This is a genomic window from Mesorhizobium sp. CU3 (assembly GCF_006442965.1).
Lineage (GTDB): Bacteria > Pseudomonadota > Alphaproteobacteria > Rhizobiales > Rhizobiaceae > Mesorhizobium.
Window position 1 is genome coordinate 1 of record NZ_VFWX01000018.1, and the last position, 16,811, is coordinate 16,811.

Below are 16,811 nucleotides of genomic sequence, written 5' to 3' on the forward strand. Positions count from 1 at the left end.
CGGCTGGCGCCAATTTCAGGAGCCGGGGACCATGATATTCAAATCGCTTAAAGCACTGGCGGTAGCCGCAATCGCGCTGATGCCGGCGACGCAGGCGATGTCGGCCGACTACGATCCGCCGATATATGCCGACCAGGCGCCGGACTATCAGCCGGTCGAGGTGGGTTCCGGCTGGTATCTGCGCGGCGATGTCGGTTATGCGTTTAGCCATCCGTTCGAGCATCAGATATCGTCGAGTGGGGCCACCAGTTTCACCAACGATGCCAGCCTGTTCACGGGCAGCATCGGCATGGGTTACCACCTCAACGACTTCCTCAGGGTCGAACTTAATGGCGGCATCCTGCCGACCAACAAGTTCGGCGACCATGCGCTGGTGCCGAACGGGTGCGCGGGGCACACAGGCACTGTAACCATAGGGCCCGGCGGTACGGTCATTATCGGGAGTGCCCCGGCTACCGAAGACTGCGAGGCGACAAACCGTGCCACCAACAAGGGCTACAGCTTGATGGCCAATGGCTATGTGGACCTCGGCACCTACGTTGGATTGACTCCTTACATCGGTGGCGGCGTGGGTATCGCATACAACAAATATTTCAAGACTATGGGAGAGCGCAATTGCGTCGAGGTTGCTCCCGATTCGACCGGCGCCGGAGGCTTCACCTGCGACGACCCAGCTGGTTACAAGGGTTCGGAGGACTCGGAAGCTAAATTTAATCTTGCCTATTCGATCGGTGCGGGCCTTTCCTATCAGGTCAGCAAAAATGTCTCGGTCGATCTTGGCTACGAATATTTCTCGGTGCCGAGTGCCAAATTCGTGGCGTATGACAGCGGTGCTTTTAACATCCACAAGGGCATCGACTACCAGACAGTCAAGCTCGGCCTGCGCTACGACCTCTGGTAGGCGGAACAAGCCAGCCGATTCCGACGGCGGGTCTCGCGATCCGCCGTTTTCGTTTCAGCGGCGCTCGTCAATGGGTCACGGGGCAAGTATCCCGTCAGCGACAAAAACTTTGCTCTTGACGCCGAAAGCCTGAAAGCATATCGCCGTCCGTGGGCCACCCCTCCCCAACGAGGGGCCACTATCTGGAAGGATAGACCACGATGACGACGCTTACGAAGCCCGGACTCCGTCCGGCAAACCCCAATTTCTCCTCAGGTCCCTGCGCAAAACGCCCCGGCTGGTCGGTCGAGGCGCTGAAGGCTGCCGCGCTCGGACGCTCCCATCGCGCCAAGATCGGCAAGGCAAAGCTCGAGCAGGCGATCGAGCTGACGCGCGAGGTTCTGCAAGTACCGGCGGATTACCGCATCGGCATCGTGCCGGCCTCCGACACCGGCGCGGTCGAGATGGCGCTGTGGTCGCTGCTCGGCGAGCGCGGCGTCGACATGGTCGCCTGGGAAAGCTTCGGCGCCGGCTGGGTCACCGACGTCGTCAAGCAGCTGAAGCTCGCCGACGTGCGCAAGTTCGAAGCCGGCTACGGCGCCTTGCCCGATCTTGCCAAGATCGATTTCGACCGCGATGTCGTCTTCACTTGGAACGGCACCACATCGGGCGTGCGCGTGCCGAACGGCGATTTCATTCCGGCCGGCCGCAAGGGCCTCACCATCTGCGACGCCACCTCGGCCGCTTTCGCGCAAAAGCTCGATTTCGAAAAACTCGATGTCGTCACCTTCTCCTGGCAGAAGGCGCTGGGCGGCGAGGGCGCGCATGGCATGCTGATCCTGTCGCCCCGCGCCGTCGAGCGGCTGGAGACCTACAAGCCTTCATGGCCGCTGCCGAAGATCTTCCGCCTGACCTCGGGCGGCAAGCTGATCGAGGGCATCTTCAAGGGCGAGACCATCAACACGCCGTCGATGCTTTGCGTCGAGGACTATCTCGACGCGCTTCACTGGGCGAAGTCGATCGGCGGTCTCGAGGCTCTGATCGCCCGCGCCGATGCCAACGCCGCGGTGCTCGACCGCTTCGTCGAGACGTCGCCCTGGCTCGGCCACCTCGCCGTGCAAGCCGCGACGCGCTCGAACACTTCGGTTTGTCTCTCCTTCGCCGACAGCCAGGTTACCGCGCTTGATGCCGATGGCCAGGCGGCCTTCGCCAAGGGCCTCGTCTCGGCGCTCGACAAGGAAGGCGTCGCCTACGACATCGGTTCCTATCGCGACGCGCCGCCCGGACTGCGCATCTGGTGCGGCGCCACCGTCGAGACATCCGATCTCGAGGCGCTGCTGCCCTGGCTGGACTGGGCTTTTGCCACCCAGAAGGCATCGCTCAAGGCGGCTGCCTGAAATCTTCAGCGGCGGCCTGTGGGCCGCCGATCCCCACAACGGATCAATCTCATTTCAAGGAGGCCGCCATGGCGCCCCGCGTTCTCGTTTCAGACAAACTTTCCACCACCGCCGTGCAGATCTTCAAGGATCGCGGCGTCGAGGTCGACTATCTGCCCGACCTCGGCAAGGACAAGGAAAAGCTCGCCGAACTGATCGGCCAGTATGACGGGCTGGCCATCCGCTCGGCGACGAAGGTCACCGAAAAGCTGATCAATGCCGCGCCGCGGCTCAAAGTGGTCGGCCGCGCCGGCATCGGCGTCGACAATGTCGACATCCCTGCCGCCAGCCGCAGGGGCATCATCGTGATGAACACGCCCTTCGGCAATTCGATCACCACGGCCGAGCACGCGGTGGCGATGATCTTCGCGCTGGCGCGCCAGATTCCCGAGGCCAACACCTCCACCCATGCCGGCAAGTGGGAAAAGAACCGTTTCATGGGCGTCGAGATCACCAGCAAGACGCTCGGCGTCATCGGCTGCGGCAATATCGGGTCGATCGTCGCCACGCGCGGCGTCGGCCTGAAGATGCATGTCGTCGCCTTCGACCCGTTCCTGTCCGACAGCCGCGCCGAGGAGCTCGGCGTTCAGAAGGTCGAGCTGGATGAGCTTTTCGCCCGTGCCGACTTCATCACCCTCCACACGCCGCTGACCGACAAGACGCGCAACATCATCGATGCTGCGGCGATCGCCAAGATGAAGGACGGCGTGCGCATCATCAATTGCGCCCGCGGCGGCCTGGTCGTGGAGGCCGATCTGGTGGCGGCGCTGAAGAGCGGCAAGGTGGCCGGCGCCGGCGTCGACGTGTTCGAGGTCGAGCCGGCGGAGGCGAACCCGCTGTTCGGCATGGAGAATGTCGTGGCCACCCCGCATCTCGGCGCCTCGACGGCGGAAGCGCAGGAGAATGTCGCCCTGCAGGTCGCCGAGCAGATGAGCGACTACCTGATCAAGGGCGCGGTCTCCAACGCCATCAACATGCCCTCAATCACGGCCGAAGAGGCGCCGCGGCTGAAACCCTTCGTCAAGCTCGCGGAGGTGCTCGGCGCCTTTGTCGGCCAGGTCACCGAAGATCCGATCAAGGAGGTCGAGATCCTGTTCGACGGCTCGACCGCGACGATGAACACGCGCGCGCTGATCAGTGCAGCGCTTGCCGGGCTGATCCGGCCGCAGGTCGCCGACGTCAACATGGTGTCGGCGCCGATCATGGTGAAGGAACGCGGCATCATCGTCGCCGAGGTCAAGCGAGACAAGTCGGGCGTGTTCGACGGCTATATCAAGCTCACCGTCAAGACCGAGCACATGACGCGCTCGATCGCCGGCACTTGCTTCTCGGACGGCAAGCCGCGTTTCATCCAGATCAAGGGCATCAATCTCGACGCCGAGGTCGGCCAGCACATGCTCTACACGACCAATGCCGATGCGCCCGGCATCATCGGCCTGCTCGGCACCGTGTGCGGCGAGAACGGCGTCAACATCGCCAACTTCCAGCTCGGTCGCAACCGGCCGGGCGGCGACGCGATCGCGCTGCTTTATCTCGACGCGCCGTTTCCGGAAAAGGTGCTGGAGCAGGTGCGGGCCCACAAGTCGATCGATTCGGCCAAGCGGCTGCGCTTCGACGTCGGCGGCGAATAGCGGGTTCCTGCCGGCAGGTTCCATCGAAGGCGCGGACCTCGTCCGCGCCTTTCGCGTTTTGCGGCGGCCGCACCAGCGGCGATACGCCAAAATTGTTGTGCCCCGGCGCCGATTTCGCCGCAAAGAAAGGGTCGCGCCCGCCAGCGCTTGACGCTATAGAGGCCTGTCGTTTCAGGCCGCCCGGGCGGCGTTTCAAGGGAAAAGAACATGGCCAATGTGGTGGTCGTCGGCTCGCAATGGGGCGACGAAGGCAAGGGCAAGATCGTCGACTGGCTGTCGGAACGGGCCGACGTGGTCGTGCGCTTCCAGGGCGGCCACAATGCCGGTCACACGCTGGTCGTCGACGGCAAGGTCTACAAGCTCTCGCTGTTGCCCTCCGGCGTGGTGCGGGAAGGCAAGCTGTCGATCATCGGCAACGGCGTGGTGTTCGACCCGCATGCCTTCGTTTCCGAAGTGAAGAAACTCAAGGACCAGGGCATCGGGGTGACGCCCGAGCGCCTGAAAATCGCCGAAAACACCGCGCTTATCCTGTCCTTGCACCGGGAGCTGGACGGATTTCGCGAAGACGCGGCCTCGAATTCCGGAACCAAGATTGGCACGACCCGCCGCGGCATCGGCCCCGCCTATGAGGACAAGGTGGGCCGGCGCGCGGTGCGGGTGATGGATTTGGCGGATTTGGAAACGCTGCCCCTGAAGGTCGACAGGCTGCTGACGCACCACAATGCGCTGCGCCGCGGGCTCGGCCATCCGGAAGCGACGCATGAGGCGATCATGCAGGAACTGACCTCGGTCGCCGGCGATATCCTGCCCTATATGGACCGTGTCTGGAAAGTGCTCGACGACAAGCGGCGCGCCGGCGAGCGCATCCTGTTCGAGGGCGCACAGGGCACGCTGCTCGACATCGACCACGGAACCTATCCGTTCGTCACCTCGTCCAACACGGTCGCCGGCCAGGCGGCCGCCGGCTCGGGCACTGGTCCGAACGCGATCGGCTATGTGCTGGGCATCACCAAGGCCTACACGACGCGTGTCGGCGAAGGCCCGTTCCCGACCGAACAGAAGAACGAGGTCGGCGAATTCCTCGGCACGCGCGGCCACGAGTTCGGCGTCGTCACCGGTCGCAAGCGCCGCTGCGGCTGGTTCGATGCGGTGCTGGTGCGCCAGGCGGTCGCCGTCAACGGCATCAAGGGCATCGCGCTGACCAAGCTCGACGTGCTCGACGGGCTGGACGAAATCAAGGTCTGCACCGGCTACAGGCTCGATGGCGAAGTCATCGACTACCTGCCGGCGAGCCAGGGCGCGCAGGCCCGCGTCGAGCCGATCTACGAGACGCTCGAAGGTTGGAAGGGGACGACGGCCGGCGCCCGCAGCTGGAACGACCTGCCGGCGCAGGCGGTTAAATATGTCCGCTATATCGAGGAACTGATCGGCGCCCCGGTGGCGCTGCTTTCCACCAGCCCGGAGCGGGACGACACAATACTTGTGACCGATCCGTTTCAAGACTAGTTTCTCAAGCCTTCCCGGTGCTGATTTGCGGCCGAGCCGGGAAGCGAATGCAGGTCACCTGACGCATGGCAGATTTCGTTACCGTTCTGAAAAAGCAGCTCGAGAAGAAGGGCGATCCTTCCTTCGAGGTGCGCAAGCAGATTTACGACGGCGCCCGTTCGGTGCTGGCGAAGAAGCTCGCCGACTACGCGCCGCCGCTCGCCCCCGATATCGTCAGCAAGCAGAAGCGGTCGCTGGAAGACGCCATTTCGAGCGTCGAGCGCGAATATGTCAGGCGCGCGCCGGCCGAGGACCCACTTGCCGAGCTGGAGCACATCTTCTCCTCGATCGACCGCAACAAGAACCAGCCAAGCCATGTCAGGCACCCCGCGGCTCCCGAGCCTGCCAAGCCGGACCCGTTCAAGGCCGAGACGTTCAAATCGGGGCCTGCCCCCGCAAGGACCGAGCCGAGCTGGCAGGGCAGCGCGAGGGCTGAACCCGCGCGACCTGCCCCGGCAAGGACGGAGCCCGGCTGGCAGAGCGCCGCAAAGACCGAGCCAAGCTGGCAAAATACGGCAAAGGCGGAGCCCGCCTGGCAAAAGGCGCCTTCGGCGCCGCCACCCATGCCGTCGCCGCGCGACGACGATGTCAACTTTCCGGGCATGCAGGATGCCGACGCCGATGACGGCAGCGATGTCTTTGCCAATGACGAGCAGCCGGCGGCCGACACTTTTCAGCGGCTCAGGCCGCAGCCGCGCAAGCGCAGCTATGGCGGCCTGATCGCCGCGGTCGTCGCGCTTCTGGTGCTGGCCGGCGGCGGCTACGGCATCTGGCTGAACAAGAATGCCTTCGCCTCGCTGCTCGGCCTCAACGGCGGCGCCAGCAAGACGGTGTCGACTGAGCCGCTGGTCAAGCCGGCGCCTGCAAAGCCGACCGAGACGGCGGCAACGCCGGCAACGCCCGCGCCTGCCGCCGGCGAACCTGCCGAGGCGACCAAGTTCACGCAGCGTCTGACGCCGGAAGGCAAGGAGACCGATCCCGGTCCAGCCGGCGGCCAGGCGACGATCGGCGAGGGCGAATCCGTCGCGGCGCTGACGACGCGGCCGCCGACCGCGCCAGCAGCAACGCCGCCAGCGGCGACGCCGGCCCCGGATGCGGCGCAGCCGGCCGCAACGCCTCCAGCGGATGCCGCGGCCAATCCGGCCGCTCCTGCAGCCGGCACCCCGGACGCTGCAACGACACCACCGGCAGCGGCCACCACGCCGCCAGCGGCAACAACCCCGCCCGCGGCAGCGCCTGCGGCGGGAACCGCGCCTGCAACGCCTGCGCCCGCCACAGCCGAGGCGACCGTGCCGGTCGGCCAGAAGGCGATCTTCTATGAGGAAAAGACCAGCACCCAGCCGGGCACGGCAGAGCCCGGCAGCATCGTCTGGTCGCTGGTGCAGGAATCGCCCGGCGGCGACCTGCCGCCGGAGCCGGCGATCCGCGCCGAAGCGACGATCCCCGGCAAGAATGTCCAGTTGCGCATGACCATCCGGCGCAACACCGACCAGACCCTGCCGGCCAGCCACATCATCGAGATGATCTTCCTGACGCCGCAGGGCTTTGACGGCGGCGGCGTCGACAACATCCTGCGCATCGCCATGAAGAGCTCGGAACAGGATGCCGGCAGCCCGCTGATCGGCATTCCGGCCAAGATCGCCGACGGCTTCTTCCTGGTGGCGCTCAACGACACCAAGGCCGATCAGGACGCCAATCTGACGTTGCTCAGGGGCCAGGACTGGATCGATGTGCCGGTCGTCTACAAGACCGGCCGCCGCGCGCTGCTCACCATGGAAAAGGGCATCCCCGGCGAGAAGGTGTTCGATGAGGCGCTGAAGGCCTGGGCGGCCAAGACGTCTGGGTGAGAGACCGCGGCGCCGCAATGGCGCCGCAGCTCAAAATCCCTGAAACAGCATGTCGAGCGCGGCGACGATTTCATCGTGGTGCCGCGTCAGGTTCAGCCGGCTTTCACCCAGTTCCGTTGTCGAGACCGTGGCGATCAAATGGGTTGCCATCACCAGCTTGCGCCCGTTGATCTCGAAGATGGGATGGAGTTTGCGCATTGGTTGCGGAGTGGACGTCAGCGGCAGAAGTGGAACCACCGCCCTCGTCTTGAAATGGTCGAGCAGGTCGGATTGAACATCGAGCAGGTAGCCGCCTTCGATACTGCTCACGGTGAAGACGTCGTAGCGCGCCATCAGAACTGCCGGTGATCCTTGAGCGGAATGCCGTGCTTTTCGACATAGCCGTTCCAGGCGTCCATCGTATCGCGGTTCTCCAGCTTCCAGAGCCGCGTCTTCTCGGCGGCCACCGCTTCGGCTATGCCGGCTTCGGCAGCGCGCGAGACATTGACGTTGAGGCCTTTGGCTTCCTTCATGAGCTGTGAATCGATCGACAAATTCGCCGGCTGACGAACGGCGTTGGCGGTTATCTTGCGCATAATGGCCTCCGCAACATGCGTATAGAATATGCGCATTCCACCGCCGCCGCAACGGATAGGTGCTGGTAACAGTCGCGTTACCAGCCTGCTTTCCGGCGACATGATCGAGCGACCCTCAGCTTCTACAACCGCGCAACCGACAGTTTGAACCCTGGTGTGGCGATGACCAAGATCAATCTACGCGAACTGGGCGAAACCGTTCTGTTGACGGATGGCGGCCTCGAAACCTCCCTGGTGTTCCTGGATGGTCTCGATCTGCCCTGCTTCGCGGCTTTTCCCTTGCTTGGCAAGGAGGACGGACGCGAGAGGCTCGGCGGCTATTTTCGCCAGTATCTCGACATCGCCGAACAGCACGGCGTCGGCTTCGTGCTCGATACGCCGACATGGCGCGCCAATCCCGACTGGGCCGAAAAACTCGGCTTTTCGTCGCAGGCGCTGTCGATCGCAAACAGGCAAGCGGTCGTGTGGGCGCGGGAGCTTGCCGCCCCCTATGTGGCGCGCGGTGTGTCTGTGCTTGTCAACGGCGTGGTCGGACCGCGCGGCGACGGCTACCGCGCCGATACGTCGATGAAGCCCGCCGAAGCCGAGGACTATCACTCCGGGCAGATCAAGGCCTTCCGCGACGCCGGCGCGGACATGGTCAGCGCCGTCACCATGACCTATTCGCAAGAGGCGGCCGGCATAGCCTGCGCCGCCATGGCGGCCGGCCTGCAGCCGGTGATTTCCTTCACGGTGGAGACTGACGGACGCCTGCCTTCCGGCGAAAGCCTGAAGGACGCCATAGAATTGGTCGACGAGGAGACCGACGGTGCGCCGGCCTACTTCATGATCAACTGCGCGCACCCCAGCCATTTCGATGCCGTTCTTGCCGACGGCGGCAAGTGGCTAAGCCGCATTCGCGGCGTGCGCGCCAATGCATCCGCCAAAAGCCATGCAGAACTGGATGCGGCGACCGAACTAGATCCGGGCGATCCGATCGATCTCGGCCGGCGCTATCGCGCCATGCGGGATCGTTTCGGCCATATAGGCGTGCTGGGCGGTTGCTGCGGCACGGACAGGCGCCACATCGCCGCGATTTGCGAGGCCTGTTTGTGAGCGGAGGTTAGCCCTCCATCTCCTCGCGCAGCATCTCCAGTTCCAGCCATTCTTCCTCGAGCGCGGCGAGCGTCGTGCGCTCCTTGTCGAGCGCTGCGATGGTCTTCTGGAACGAGGCCGGATCGCGCTCATAGAAGGACGGGTCGGCGATGTTGTTTTCCAGCCGCGAGATCGAGGCGGTGACCGCCTCGATCTTCTTCGGCAGCGAGTCCAGCGCGAATTTCTGCTTGAACGAGAGTTTCTTCGCCGAACCTTTTTGCGCGGCCGGTTCGGCCTTCGGCGCTGCTTCGCTGGCTTCGGTCTTCGCTCTCGCTTTGCGGTCTTCCAGCTTCGAGCCGCCGCGCTGCGCCAGCATGTCGGAATAGCCGCCGGCATATTCGATCCAGCGGCCGCCGCCGTCCGGCGCGATCACGCTGGTGACGGTGCGGTCGAGGAAATCGCGGTCGTGGCTGACCAGGATCACCGTTCCGGCAAAGCCGGCGACCAGTTCCTGCAACAGCTCCAGCGTCTCCATGTCGAGATCGTTGGTCGGCTCGTCGAGCACCAGCAGGTTCGCCGGCCGCGCCAGCACGCGGGCAAGCAGCAGCCGTGCGCGTTCGCCGCCGGAAAGTTCGCGCACCGGCGTGCGCGCCTGCTCCGGCTTGAACAGGAAGTCCTTCATGTAGGAAACGACATGGCGCTGCTCGCCATTGATGACGAGGTTCTCGCCGCGCCCATCGGTGAGGTAATGCGCCAGCGTCTCCTGCGGATCGACGGCTTCGCGCTTCTGGTCGAGCGTGGCGATCTCCAGGTTGACGCCGAGCCGCACTGAGCCGGCATCGGGCGCCAGCTCGCCGGTCAGCATCTTCAACAGCGTCGTCTTGCCGGCGCCGTTCGGGCCGACCAGGCCGACGCGGTCGCCGCGCTGAATGCGCGTCGAGAAGCCTTTGACGACGGTCAGATCGCCAAAGCTCTTGTCGATGGTCTTGGCCTCGATCACCAGCTTGCCGGATTCGGCGGCGTCGCTCGCCACCATGGTGGCCGTGCCTTCGGCGCCGCGATGGCTGCGGAAGCGCTGGCGCATAGACTGCAGCTCGCCGAGGCGGCGCATGTTGCGCTTGCGCCTGGCGGTCACGCCATAGCGCAGCCAATGCTCCTCGCGCACGATCTGCCGGCCGAGCTTGTGCTGCTCGCGCTCTTCCTCTTCCAGCACCTGGTCGCGCCATTCCTCGAAATGGGCGAAACCCTTGTCGAGCCGCCGGGTCTGGCCGCGGTCGAGCCAGACGGTGGCGCGGGTGACGCGTTCGAGGAAGCGGCGGTCATGCGAGATCAGGATGACGGCGGACGAGGTGCGCGCGAGTTCCTCTTCCAGCCACTCGATGACGGAAAGGTCGAGATGGTTGGTCGGCTCGTCGAGCAAAAGGATGTCCGGCTCGGGCGCCATGACGCGGGCAAGCGCGGCGCGTCGCGCTTCGCCGCCGGACAGGTCGTTCGGCCGCTCTTCGCCGGTAAGGCCGAGATGTTCCATCAGATAGGTGGCGCGGTGCGGATCGTCGGCAGGCCCGAGCCCGGCTTCGACATAGGCGCGCACCGTTGCGAAACCATCCATGTCGGGCATCTGCGGCAAATAGCGAACGGTCGCCGAAGGCTGGCGGAACACCTCGCCGTCCTGCGGCTCGATCATGCCGGCGGCGATCTTGAGCAGGGTCGACTTGCCGGAGCCGTTGCGGCCGACCAGCGCGATCTTCTCGCCGGCCGATGCGCTGAGTGCTGCGCCATCGAGCAGCGGTGTGCCGCCGAAGGTCAGTTTAATGCCGTCGAGATTGAGGAGTGGCGGCGCCATATCAGCTTTCTGGGAGAGGGTAGGGATGGGCCAGAAGCAGCGCCCTGCCGCGCTCCAGCGCGATGCCGAGCCGGCCCCTGACCTCGTTTGATATAGTGAGCGAGGAGCCGAACGCCACCTCGACGCGGTCGAGCGGCCATTTGGCGCCGGTGACCGTGAGGCCGGAGAGCTCGGAGAAACCGAGCACCGAAAACAGCGTGCCGCCGGCATAGTCGAAGTCTGCTTCGCCAGGCAGGATCGGCACGCCTTCCTGGGCGCCGCTGGTCAGCATCACCGTGGTGCCGGCTTCGGCCAGCCGCACGGCCAGCGCCAGATGCAGGAAAGCATGGTCGGCCCGCTTGCCGCCGAAGGCGCCGGCGAGAATGAGACTGGTCGCGCCGCGGTCCAGCGCCTCGGCGATGGCCAGCTCGCCGTCCGTCTTGTCCTTCTCGGCCGGGAATACGGTCTTCGGCACCGCGGCCAAGTCATCCGGCAGGGCGTGCGGCACGGAGTCGAAATCGCCGACCCACAGTTCCGGGACGATGCCCAGCAGGCGGGCATGGCCGATGCCGGCATCGGCGGCGATGACGCGCGTGCCCTCGATCTGGCGTTCGAGCCGAGGCGTGCGGATGAGTTCGCCGCCAAGCAGAATGGTGAATGTGCCCATGGCCGTCGCCCTTACCAGCCCTCCAGTCGAAACGGAAGCCGGGCAGCGCCACCACGGCGCCTCCAAGGCCAGGCTGAACATTAGCTGTCCGGCAAACTTCCGCTTGCGCCCGGCTGCGGCCGGGCCTATCTGTCGAACCGCTCTAACGGGGTGCCGGACGTGATCCGGCTGAGAGGCATTCAAGCCAACCCGCTGAACCTGATCCGGTTTGTACCGGCGGAGGGATTAGACGTTTCGGACCATCCGACGCCTCAATTCCTTTAACGCAAACGAAGGAGGCGCCGATGCGCTCGATACTGTCCCAACTTATTCTCGCAACAGGGTTTGTTTCGCTGCTGGCAGGTCCCGCCGCGGCGAAGGACAAGCTCACCGTCTATACCTATGAAAGCTTCACCGCCGATTGGGGCCCTGGACCAGCGGTGAAGAAGGAGTTCGAGGCCGAATGCGGCTGCGATCTCGAATTCGTCTCGGTCGCCGACGGCGTGGCGCTGCTCAACCGCGTCAAGCTGGAAGGCGCCGGCACCAAGGCCGATATCGTGCTCGGCCTCGACACCAACCTCACCGCCGACGCCAAGGCGAGCGGCCTGTTTGCGCCGCATGGCGAGGTGTCCGTAAGCAACGTTCCCGGCGGCTGGAGCGACGACACGTTCGTGCCCTTCGACTACGGCTATTTCGCCGTCGTCTACGACACGCAGAAACTGAAGACGCCGCCGAAGAGCCTGAAGGACCTGGTGGAAGGCGCCGGCACCGACAAGATCGTCATCCAGGACCCGCGCACGTCGACGCCCGGTCTCGGGCTGCTGCTCTGGGTGAAGTCGGTCTATGGTGACAAGGCGCCGGAGGCCTGGGCCAAGCTCAAGACCAAAGTGCTGACGGTGACGCCGGGCTGGAGCGAAGCCTATGGCCTGTTCACCAAGGGCGAGGCGCCGATGGTGCTGTCCTACACCACATCGCCGGCCTACCACATGGTGGCCGAGAACACCGAGCGCTACCAGGCGGCCTCCTTCGAGGAAGGCGAATATCTGCAGATCGAGGTGGCGGGCATCACCACCACCGGCGCGAAGAACCCGCTGGCGCAGAAATTCATCGCCTTCATGACCGGGCCGAAATTCCAGGACGTCATTCCCGAGACCAACTGGATGTTCCCAGCCGGCAAGACCGACAAGTCGCTCAACCCGGCCTTCGACAAATTGGTCAAGCCGACCAAGACCTTGCTGTTCAGCCCAGAGGACGTCGCGGCCAACCGCAAGGCCTGGATGGACGAGTGGCTGGCGGTGATGAGCAAGTAGGCCAGGGTGCATTCCGCGCGTGACTCCCGCATCGCCGCCGGCGTCGTCGCGCTGGCGGCAATCGCGCTGCTCATCGGCGGCGCCTTTGCCGGCCTCATCGTCGAAGGCGCGCACGACCTTTCCGGCGCCTATGCGGCCTTCGACGGTTATCTCTTCCGCGTCGCCCGCTTCACGCTCTGGCAGGCGCTGCTGTCGACATTGCTTTCGGTCGCGCCGGCGCTGCTGGTGGCGCGCGCCCTGTCGCGGCATCCGCGCTTTCCGGGGCGCGGCCTGATCCTGCAGCTGTTCACCGTGCCGCTGGCGCTGCCGGCCATCGTCGTCGCGCTCGGCGTGCTGGCGCTCTACGGCCGTGCCGGATATTTTGCCGGCGTCTTCGCCACGCTGGGCGGCGGCGAATGGCCCGGCATCTACGGCCTCTCCGGCATCCTGGTCGCGCATGTCTTCTTCAACCTGCCCCTGGCGACGCGGCTGTTCCTGGAGGCGCTCGGCACGGTGCCCGCCGACCAGTGGCGGCTGGCGAGCCAGCTCGGCATGGGCGCCCGGCCCGCTTTTCGCCTGATCGAATGGCCGGCGCTTCGCGCGGCTTTGCCGGGCGTCGCCGGGCTGGTCTTCATGCTCTGCATCACCTCCTTCACCATCGTCTTGACGCTGGGCGGCGGGCCGGCGGCGACGACGCTGGAGGTCGCCATCTACCAGGCGCTGCGCTTCGATTTCGATCCGGCGCGCGCCGTGGTGCTGACGCTGCTGCAGATCGGCCTGACATTCATGGTGATGCTCGCACTCACCCGGCTTGGCGCCAATACGGTCGGCGAGGCCAATCTCTCCGTGGCGCCGCGCCGCTATCTTGGCGTCGGCCGACTGGAAGCCGCGCTCAATGCCGGCCTGATCGCGCTTGCGCTTTTGTTCGTCGCCGGACCGATGCTTGCTACCGTACAGGCGGGGCTGAAAGCCGATCTCGGCCGGCTGACGGGCGAAGAAGCGGTGCGCCGCGCGACGCTGACCAGCGCCGGCCTCGCCTTCCTCGCGGCGTTGCTCGCCGTCGCCTTGTCGCTGGCATTGATCGCGGCGCGACGGGCGCTGGCCTTGCGCCGCCGTCCCGGCAAGGCGATGTCGCTGCTCGAGCATGCCGCCGACACCGGCGCCGGCTTCGTGCTGGTGGTGCCGCCGATCGTGCTCGGCGCCGGCTGGTTCCTCGCCTTGCGCAACGTGGCCGATGTGTTCGCCATTGCCCCGGTCATGGTCGTCGCCGTCAATGCGGTGATGGCGATGCCTTTCGCCATCCGGGCCATCCGCCCCGCCTATGATGCGGCCAGCGAGCGGCACGAGCAGCTTTGCCTGGCGCTCGGCATTGCCGGCTGGAACCGGCTGCGCCTCATCGACTGGCCGTCGCTCAGGCGTCCACTGGCGACGGGCTTTGCCTTCGCCATGGCGCTGTCGCTCGGCGACCTCGGCGTAATCGCGCTGTTCGGCAGCGATTCCGTGCAGACCTTGCCCTATCTGCTCCTGGCGCGCATGGGCAGCTACCGGACCGCCGACGCCGCCGGACTTGCCTTGCTGCTCGGCCTCGTCTGCCTGATGCTGGTGGTTGCCGCCGACCGGCTCGGGCGGGAAGGACGGTCATGACGAAGGGCTTCAGCGCCATGCAAAAAGGTCTCGCGGTGAAGCTGGACGGCGTCTCGTTCAGCTATGGCGAGGCATCGTTCCGCTTCGATGTCGAATTCGCCGCGGGCCGGATCACCGCCATCATGGGGCCGAGCGGTTCGGGCAAGTCGACGCTGCTCAATCTGATAGCCGGCTTCGAATCGCCCAATAAGGGCAAGGTGCTGATCGGCGGCGAGGATGTCGGCAACGCGCCGCCCTCTGGGCGGCCGGTGTCGATGGTGTTCCAGGAGAACAATCTGTTCGCGCATCTTTCGGTCGAAGCCAATGTCGGGCTCGGCCGCTCGCCGTCGCTCAGGCTTAGCGATGCCGACCGCATTGCCGTCGCCGAGGCGCTGGCGCGCGTCGGTCTTGCCGGCAAGGAAAAGCGGCTGCCGCGCGAACTTTCCGGCGGCGAGCGGCAGCGCGTGGCGCTCGCGCGGGTGCTGCTGCGCGACCGGCCGGTGCTTTTGCTCGACGAACCATTTGCCTCGCTCGGCCCTGCCTTGCGCGACGACATGCTCGATCTCGTTGCCGGCATCCATGCCGAGCGCGCCATGACGGTGCTGTTCGTCACGCACCAGCCGGAAGACGCGCGCCGCATCGGCCAGGACATGGCCTTTCTCGACGCGGGCACGATCGCGTCGATCGGACCTGCCGAGGATTTCTTCGAACGATCTGGACCCGATGCCTTCCGGCGCTATATCGGCGATCGAGGCGACACCGTTGCCGGATCACAACATATTGCCCGGAAGCGGACATAATTTACGGCCAAACCGGCAACGGGCGATCCGGCGTTTGCTTGCCTTGTCCGGGGGAGTGTGGCTAGGTCCGGCCATGCTGGTCCGGCTGGGCCGTGATTTGCCGAAAGATTTCGAAAGGAAGCCGATCTGTCGACCGGCGCTGAGAAAGTTTGGATGAGGCCGTTGGCGCGTTTCCTCGCGTTGGCCGGCTTGGCCGTGGCGCTGGCGAGCTGCCAGATGTTCACGCCGCCGGACGTGCAGGAGAGCGGCTTCCAGCCTTCCGACAAGCCGATCACCATCGACAATGTCGTCGCCAACGCCAAGCTCGTCGAAATGGCCAAGGCGCAGCATCCGCGCATCCTGGCGACTTATGGCGGCGAATATTCCGATCCCAAGCTCGAACGCATGGTGGCCAAGGTCGTCGGCAATCTGACGGTGGTTTCGGCCAACCCGACCCAGACCTACCGCATCACCATCCTCAACTCGCCCAACGTCAACGCCTTCGCGCTGCCGGGCGGCTATCTCTATGTGACGCGCGGCCTGCTGGCGCTGGCCAACGACTCGTCGGAGCTCGCCGCCGTCATCGCGCATGAGATGGGCCACGTCACCGCCAATCATGGCCTGCAGCGGCAGCAGCTCGAGGCCGAGGAAGGCTTGGCGACCAAGGTGGTCTCCGACGTGCTCGGCGACAGCCCGACCGCCAAGGCGGCGCTCATCCGCGGCAAGCTCAGGCTGGCGCAGTTCTCGCGCAATCAGGAACTGCAGGCCGACGCCATTGGCATCAAATCGATCGGCGAAGCGGGCTACGATCCCTATGCCGCCGGCCGCTTCCTGCAGTCGATGTCGGCCTATACGGATTTCCGCTCGATCAGCGGCGCTACCGACGCCAATCTCGACTTCCTGGCCACGCATCCCAGCACGCCGCAGCGCATCGACCTGGCGCAGCGCCTTGCCCGCAATTTCGGCGCACCCGGCGTCGGCACGCGCGACCGCGACGCATTCCTCGCCGGCATAGACGGTCTGCTTTACGGCGACACGCCGGAAGAAGGCTATGTGCGCGGCCAGACCTTCCTGCATCCCAATCTCGGCGTCTCGTTCACCGTGCCGGACGGCTTCGTCATCGACAATTCCGCCGCCGCGGTCACCGCGACGGGGCCTGGCGACATCGCCATCCGCTTCGATGGCGTGGCGATCGACAAGTCGCTGTCGCTCACCGACTATATCCGCAGCGGCTGGGTGGCCGGTCTCGAAGACGCCAGCGTGCGCCAGGACACCATCAACGGTAACGAAGCGGCAATGGCGCATGCCACCGCGCAAGGCTGGCAGTTCGACATCGCGGTGATCCGTGCCGGCGGCCAGGTCTATCGGCTGCTCACCGCAGCACCCTCGGCCAGCACTTCGCTCGATTCGGTCGCGCGCTCGGTCAGCGCATCGTTCCGCACCTTGAGCCCGGCCGAAAAGGCGGCGCTGAAGCCGCTGCATATCAGGGTGGTCACCGTCCAGGCCGGCCAGACGATGGGCTCGCTGGCGGCGCAAATGGTCGGCGTCGACCGCAAGCTCGATCTCTTCCGGGTGCTCAACGCCATGTCGCCGGGCGCGACGGTGTCGGCCGGCGACAAGGTCAAGATCGTCACGGACAAGTAGCACCCTGCCGGCGTGACCGG

Annotated in this window: 14 protein-coding genes and 1 riboswitch; of the genes, 10 read left to right on the forward strand and 4 right to left on the reverse strand. The window is 65.5% G+C overall.

Translation table 11 applies throughout. From position 1 onward, the window contains the following. Positions 1-31 precede the first annotated feature (31 nt). From FJ988_RS24050 to FJ988_RS24070, 5 genes are all read left to right on the forward strand, one after another. Positions 32-901 carry an outer membrane protein gene (locus tag FJ988_RS24050; protein ID WP_140820846.1) on the forward strand — a complete coding sequence of 290 codons (870 nt, stop codon included), beginning with the start codon at positions 32-34 and terminating at the stop codon, positions 899-901. A gap of 200 nt (positions 902-1,101) precedes the next feature. Further along, positions 1,102-2,277 carry a phosphoserine transaminase gene (locus tag FJ988_RS24055; RefSeq protein WP_140820847.1) on the forward strand — a complete coding sequence of 392 codons (1,176 nt, stop codon included), beginning with the start codon at positions 1,102-1,104 and terminating at the stop codon, positions 2,275-2,277. Between the two features lie 68 nt (positions 2,278-2,345). Then, the gene (serA, locus tag FJ988_RS24060; RefSeq protein WP_140820848.1) at positions 2,346-3,947 is read left to right on the forward strand and encodes a phosphoglycerate dehydrogenase; all 1,602 of its coding nucleotides are present in this window, start codon (positions 2,346-2,348) and stop codon (positions 3,945-3,947) included. Between the two features lie 207 nt (positions 3,948-4,154). Then, a complete protein-coding gene (locus FJ988_RS24065) occupies positions 4,155-5,453 on the forward strand; it encodes an adenylosuccinate synthase (RefSeq protein ID WP_140820849.1) in 1,299 nt (432 codons plus the stop codon). Between the two features lie 65 nt (positions 5,454-5,518). Then, positions 5,519-7,339 carry a hypothetical protein gene (locus tag FJ988_RS24070; protein ID WP_140820850.1) on the forward strand — a complete coding sequence of 607 codons (1,821 nt, stop codon included), beginning with the start codon at positions 5,519-5,521 and terminating at the stop codon, positions 7,337-7,339. Between the two features lie 30 nt (positions 7,340-7,369). Here FJ988_RS24070 and FJ988_RS24075 read toward each other — a convergent pair whose 3' ends face one another. Both FJ988_RS24075 and FJ988_RS24080 read right to left on the reverse strand, forming a co-directional pair. Next, positions 7,370-7,672 (reverse strand): CcdB family protein, encoded by a 303-nt coding sequence (locus tag FJ988_RS24075; protein ID WP_140820851.1) that lies wholly within the window; start codon positions 7,670-7,672, stop codon positions 7,370-7,372. Then, entirely contained in the window at positions 7,672-7,914 is a 243-nt protein-coding gene (locus FJ988_RS24080) for a type II toxin-antitoxin system CcdA family antitoxin (protein WP_140820852.1), read from the reverse strand. Before FJ988_RS24080 ends, FJ988_RS24075 begins: the two co-directional genes overlap by 1 nt. A gap of 156 nt (positions 7,915-8,070) precedes the next feature. Here FJ988_RS24080 and FJ988_RS24085 point away from each other — a divergent pair, with 156 nt between their 5' ends. After that, positions 8,071-9,009 (forward strand): homocysteine S-methyltransferase family protein, encoded by a 939-nt coding sequence (locus FJ988_RS24085; protein WP_407067713.1) that lies wholly within the window; start codon positions 8,071-8,073, stop codon positions 9,007-9,009. 7 nt (positions 9,010-9,016) lie between these two features. Here the strand turns inward: FJ988_RS24085 and FJ988_RS24090 are convergent, their stop codons facing one another. Together FJ988_RS24090 and FJ988_RS24095 are read right to left on the reverse strand one after the other, a co-directional pair. Next, positions 9,017-10,831, reverse strand: coding sequence for an ABC-F family ATP-binding cassette domain-containing protein (locus tag FJ988_RS24090; protein ID WP_140820854.1), 1,815 nt, complete (start codon positions 10,829-10,831; stop codon positions 9,017-9,019). Position 10,832: 1 nt separating this feature from the next. Then, the gene (locus tag FJ988_RS24095) at positions 10,833-11,477 is read right to left on the reverse strand and encodes a thiamine diphosphokinase (protein ID WP_140820855.1); all 645 of its coding nucleotides are present in this window, start codon (positions 11,475-11,477) and stop codon (positions 10,833-10,835) included. Between the two features lie 136 nt (positions 11,478-11,613). Further along, positions 11,614-11,719, forward strand: a riboswitch (TPP riboswitch). A 42-nt stretch (positions 11,720-11,761) separates the two neighbouring features. Between FJ988_RS24095 and thiB the strand changes: the two genes are divergently transcribed. From thiB to FJ988_RS24115, 4 genes are all read left to right on the forward strand, one after another. Next, on the forward strand, positions 11,762-12,766 hold the full coding sequence (gene thiB / locus FJ988_RS24100) for a thiamine ABC transporter substrate binding subunit (protein WP_140820856.1): 1,005 nt from the start codon (positions 11,762-11,764) through the stop codon (positions 12,764-12,766). A gap of 6 nt (positions 12,767-12,772) precedes the next feature. Further along, a complete protein-coding gene (thiP, locus tag FJ988_RS24105; protein ID WP_140820857.1) occupies positions 12,773-14,389 on the forward strand; it encodes a thiamine/thiamine pyrophosphate ABC transporter permease in 1,617 nt (538 codons plus the stop codon). After that, the gene (gene thiQ, locus FJ988_RS24110; RefSeq protein WP_140820858.1) at positions 14,386-15,168 is read left to right on the forward strand and encodes a thiamine ABC transporter ATP-binding protein; all 783 of its coding nucleotides are present in this window, start codon (positions 14,386-14,388) and stop codon (positions 15,166-15,168) included. Before thiP ends, thiQ begins: the two co-directional genes overlap by 4 nt. A 153-nt stretch (positions 15,169-15,321) precedes the next feature. After that, entirely contained in the window at positions 15,322-16,791 is a 1,470-nt protein-coding gene (locus FJ988_RS24115) for a M48 family metalloprotease (protein ID WP_140820859.1), read from the forward strand. Positions 16,792-16,811: the final 20 nt, after the last annotated feature.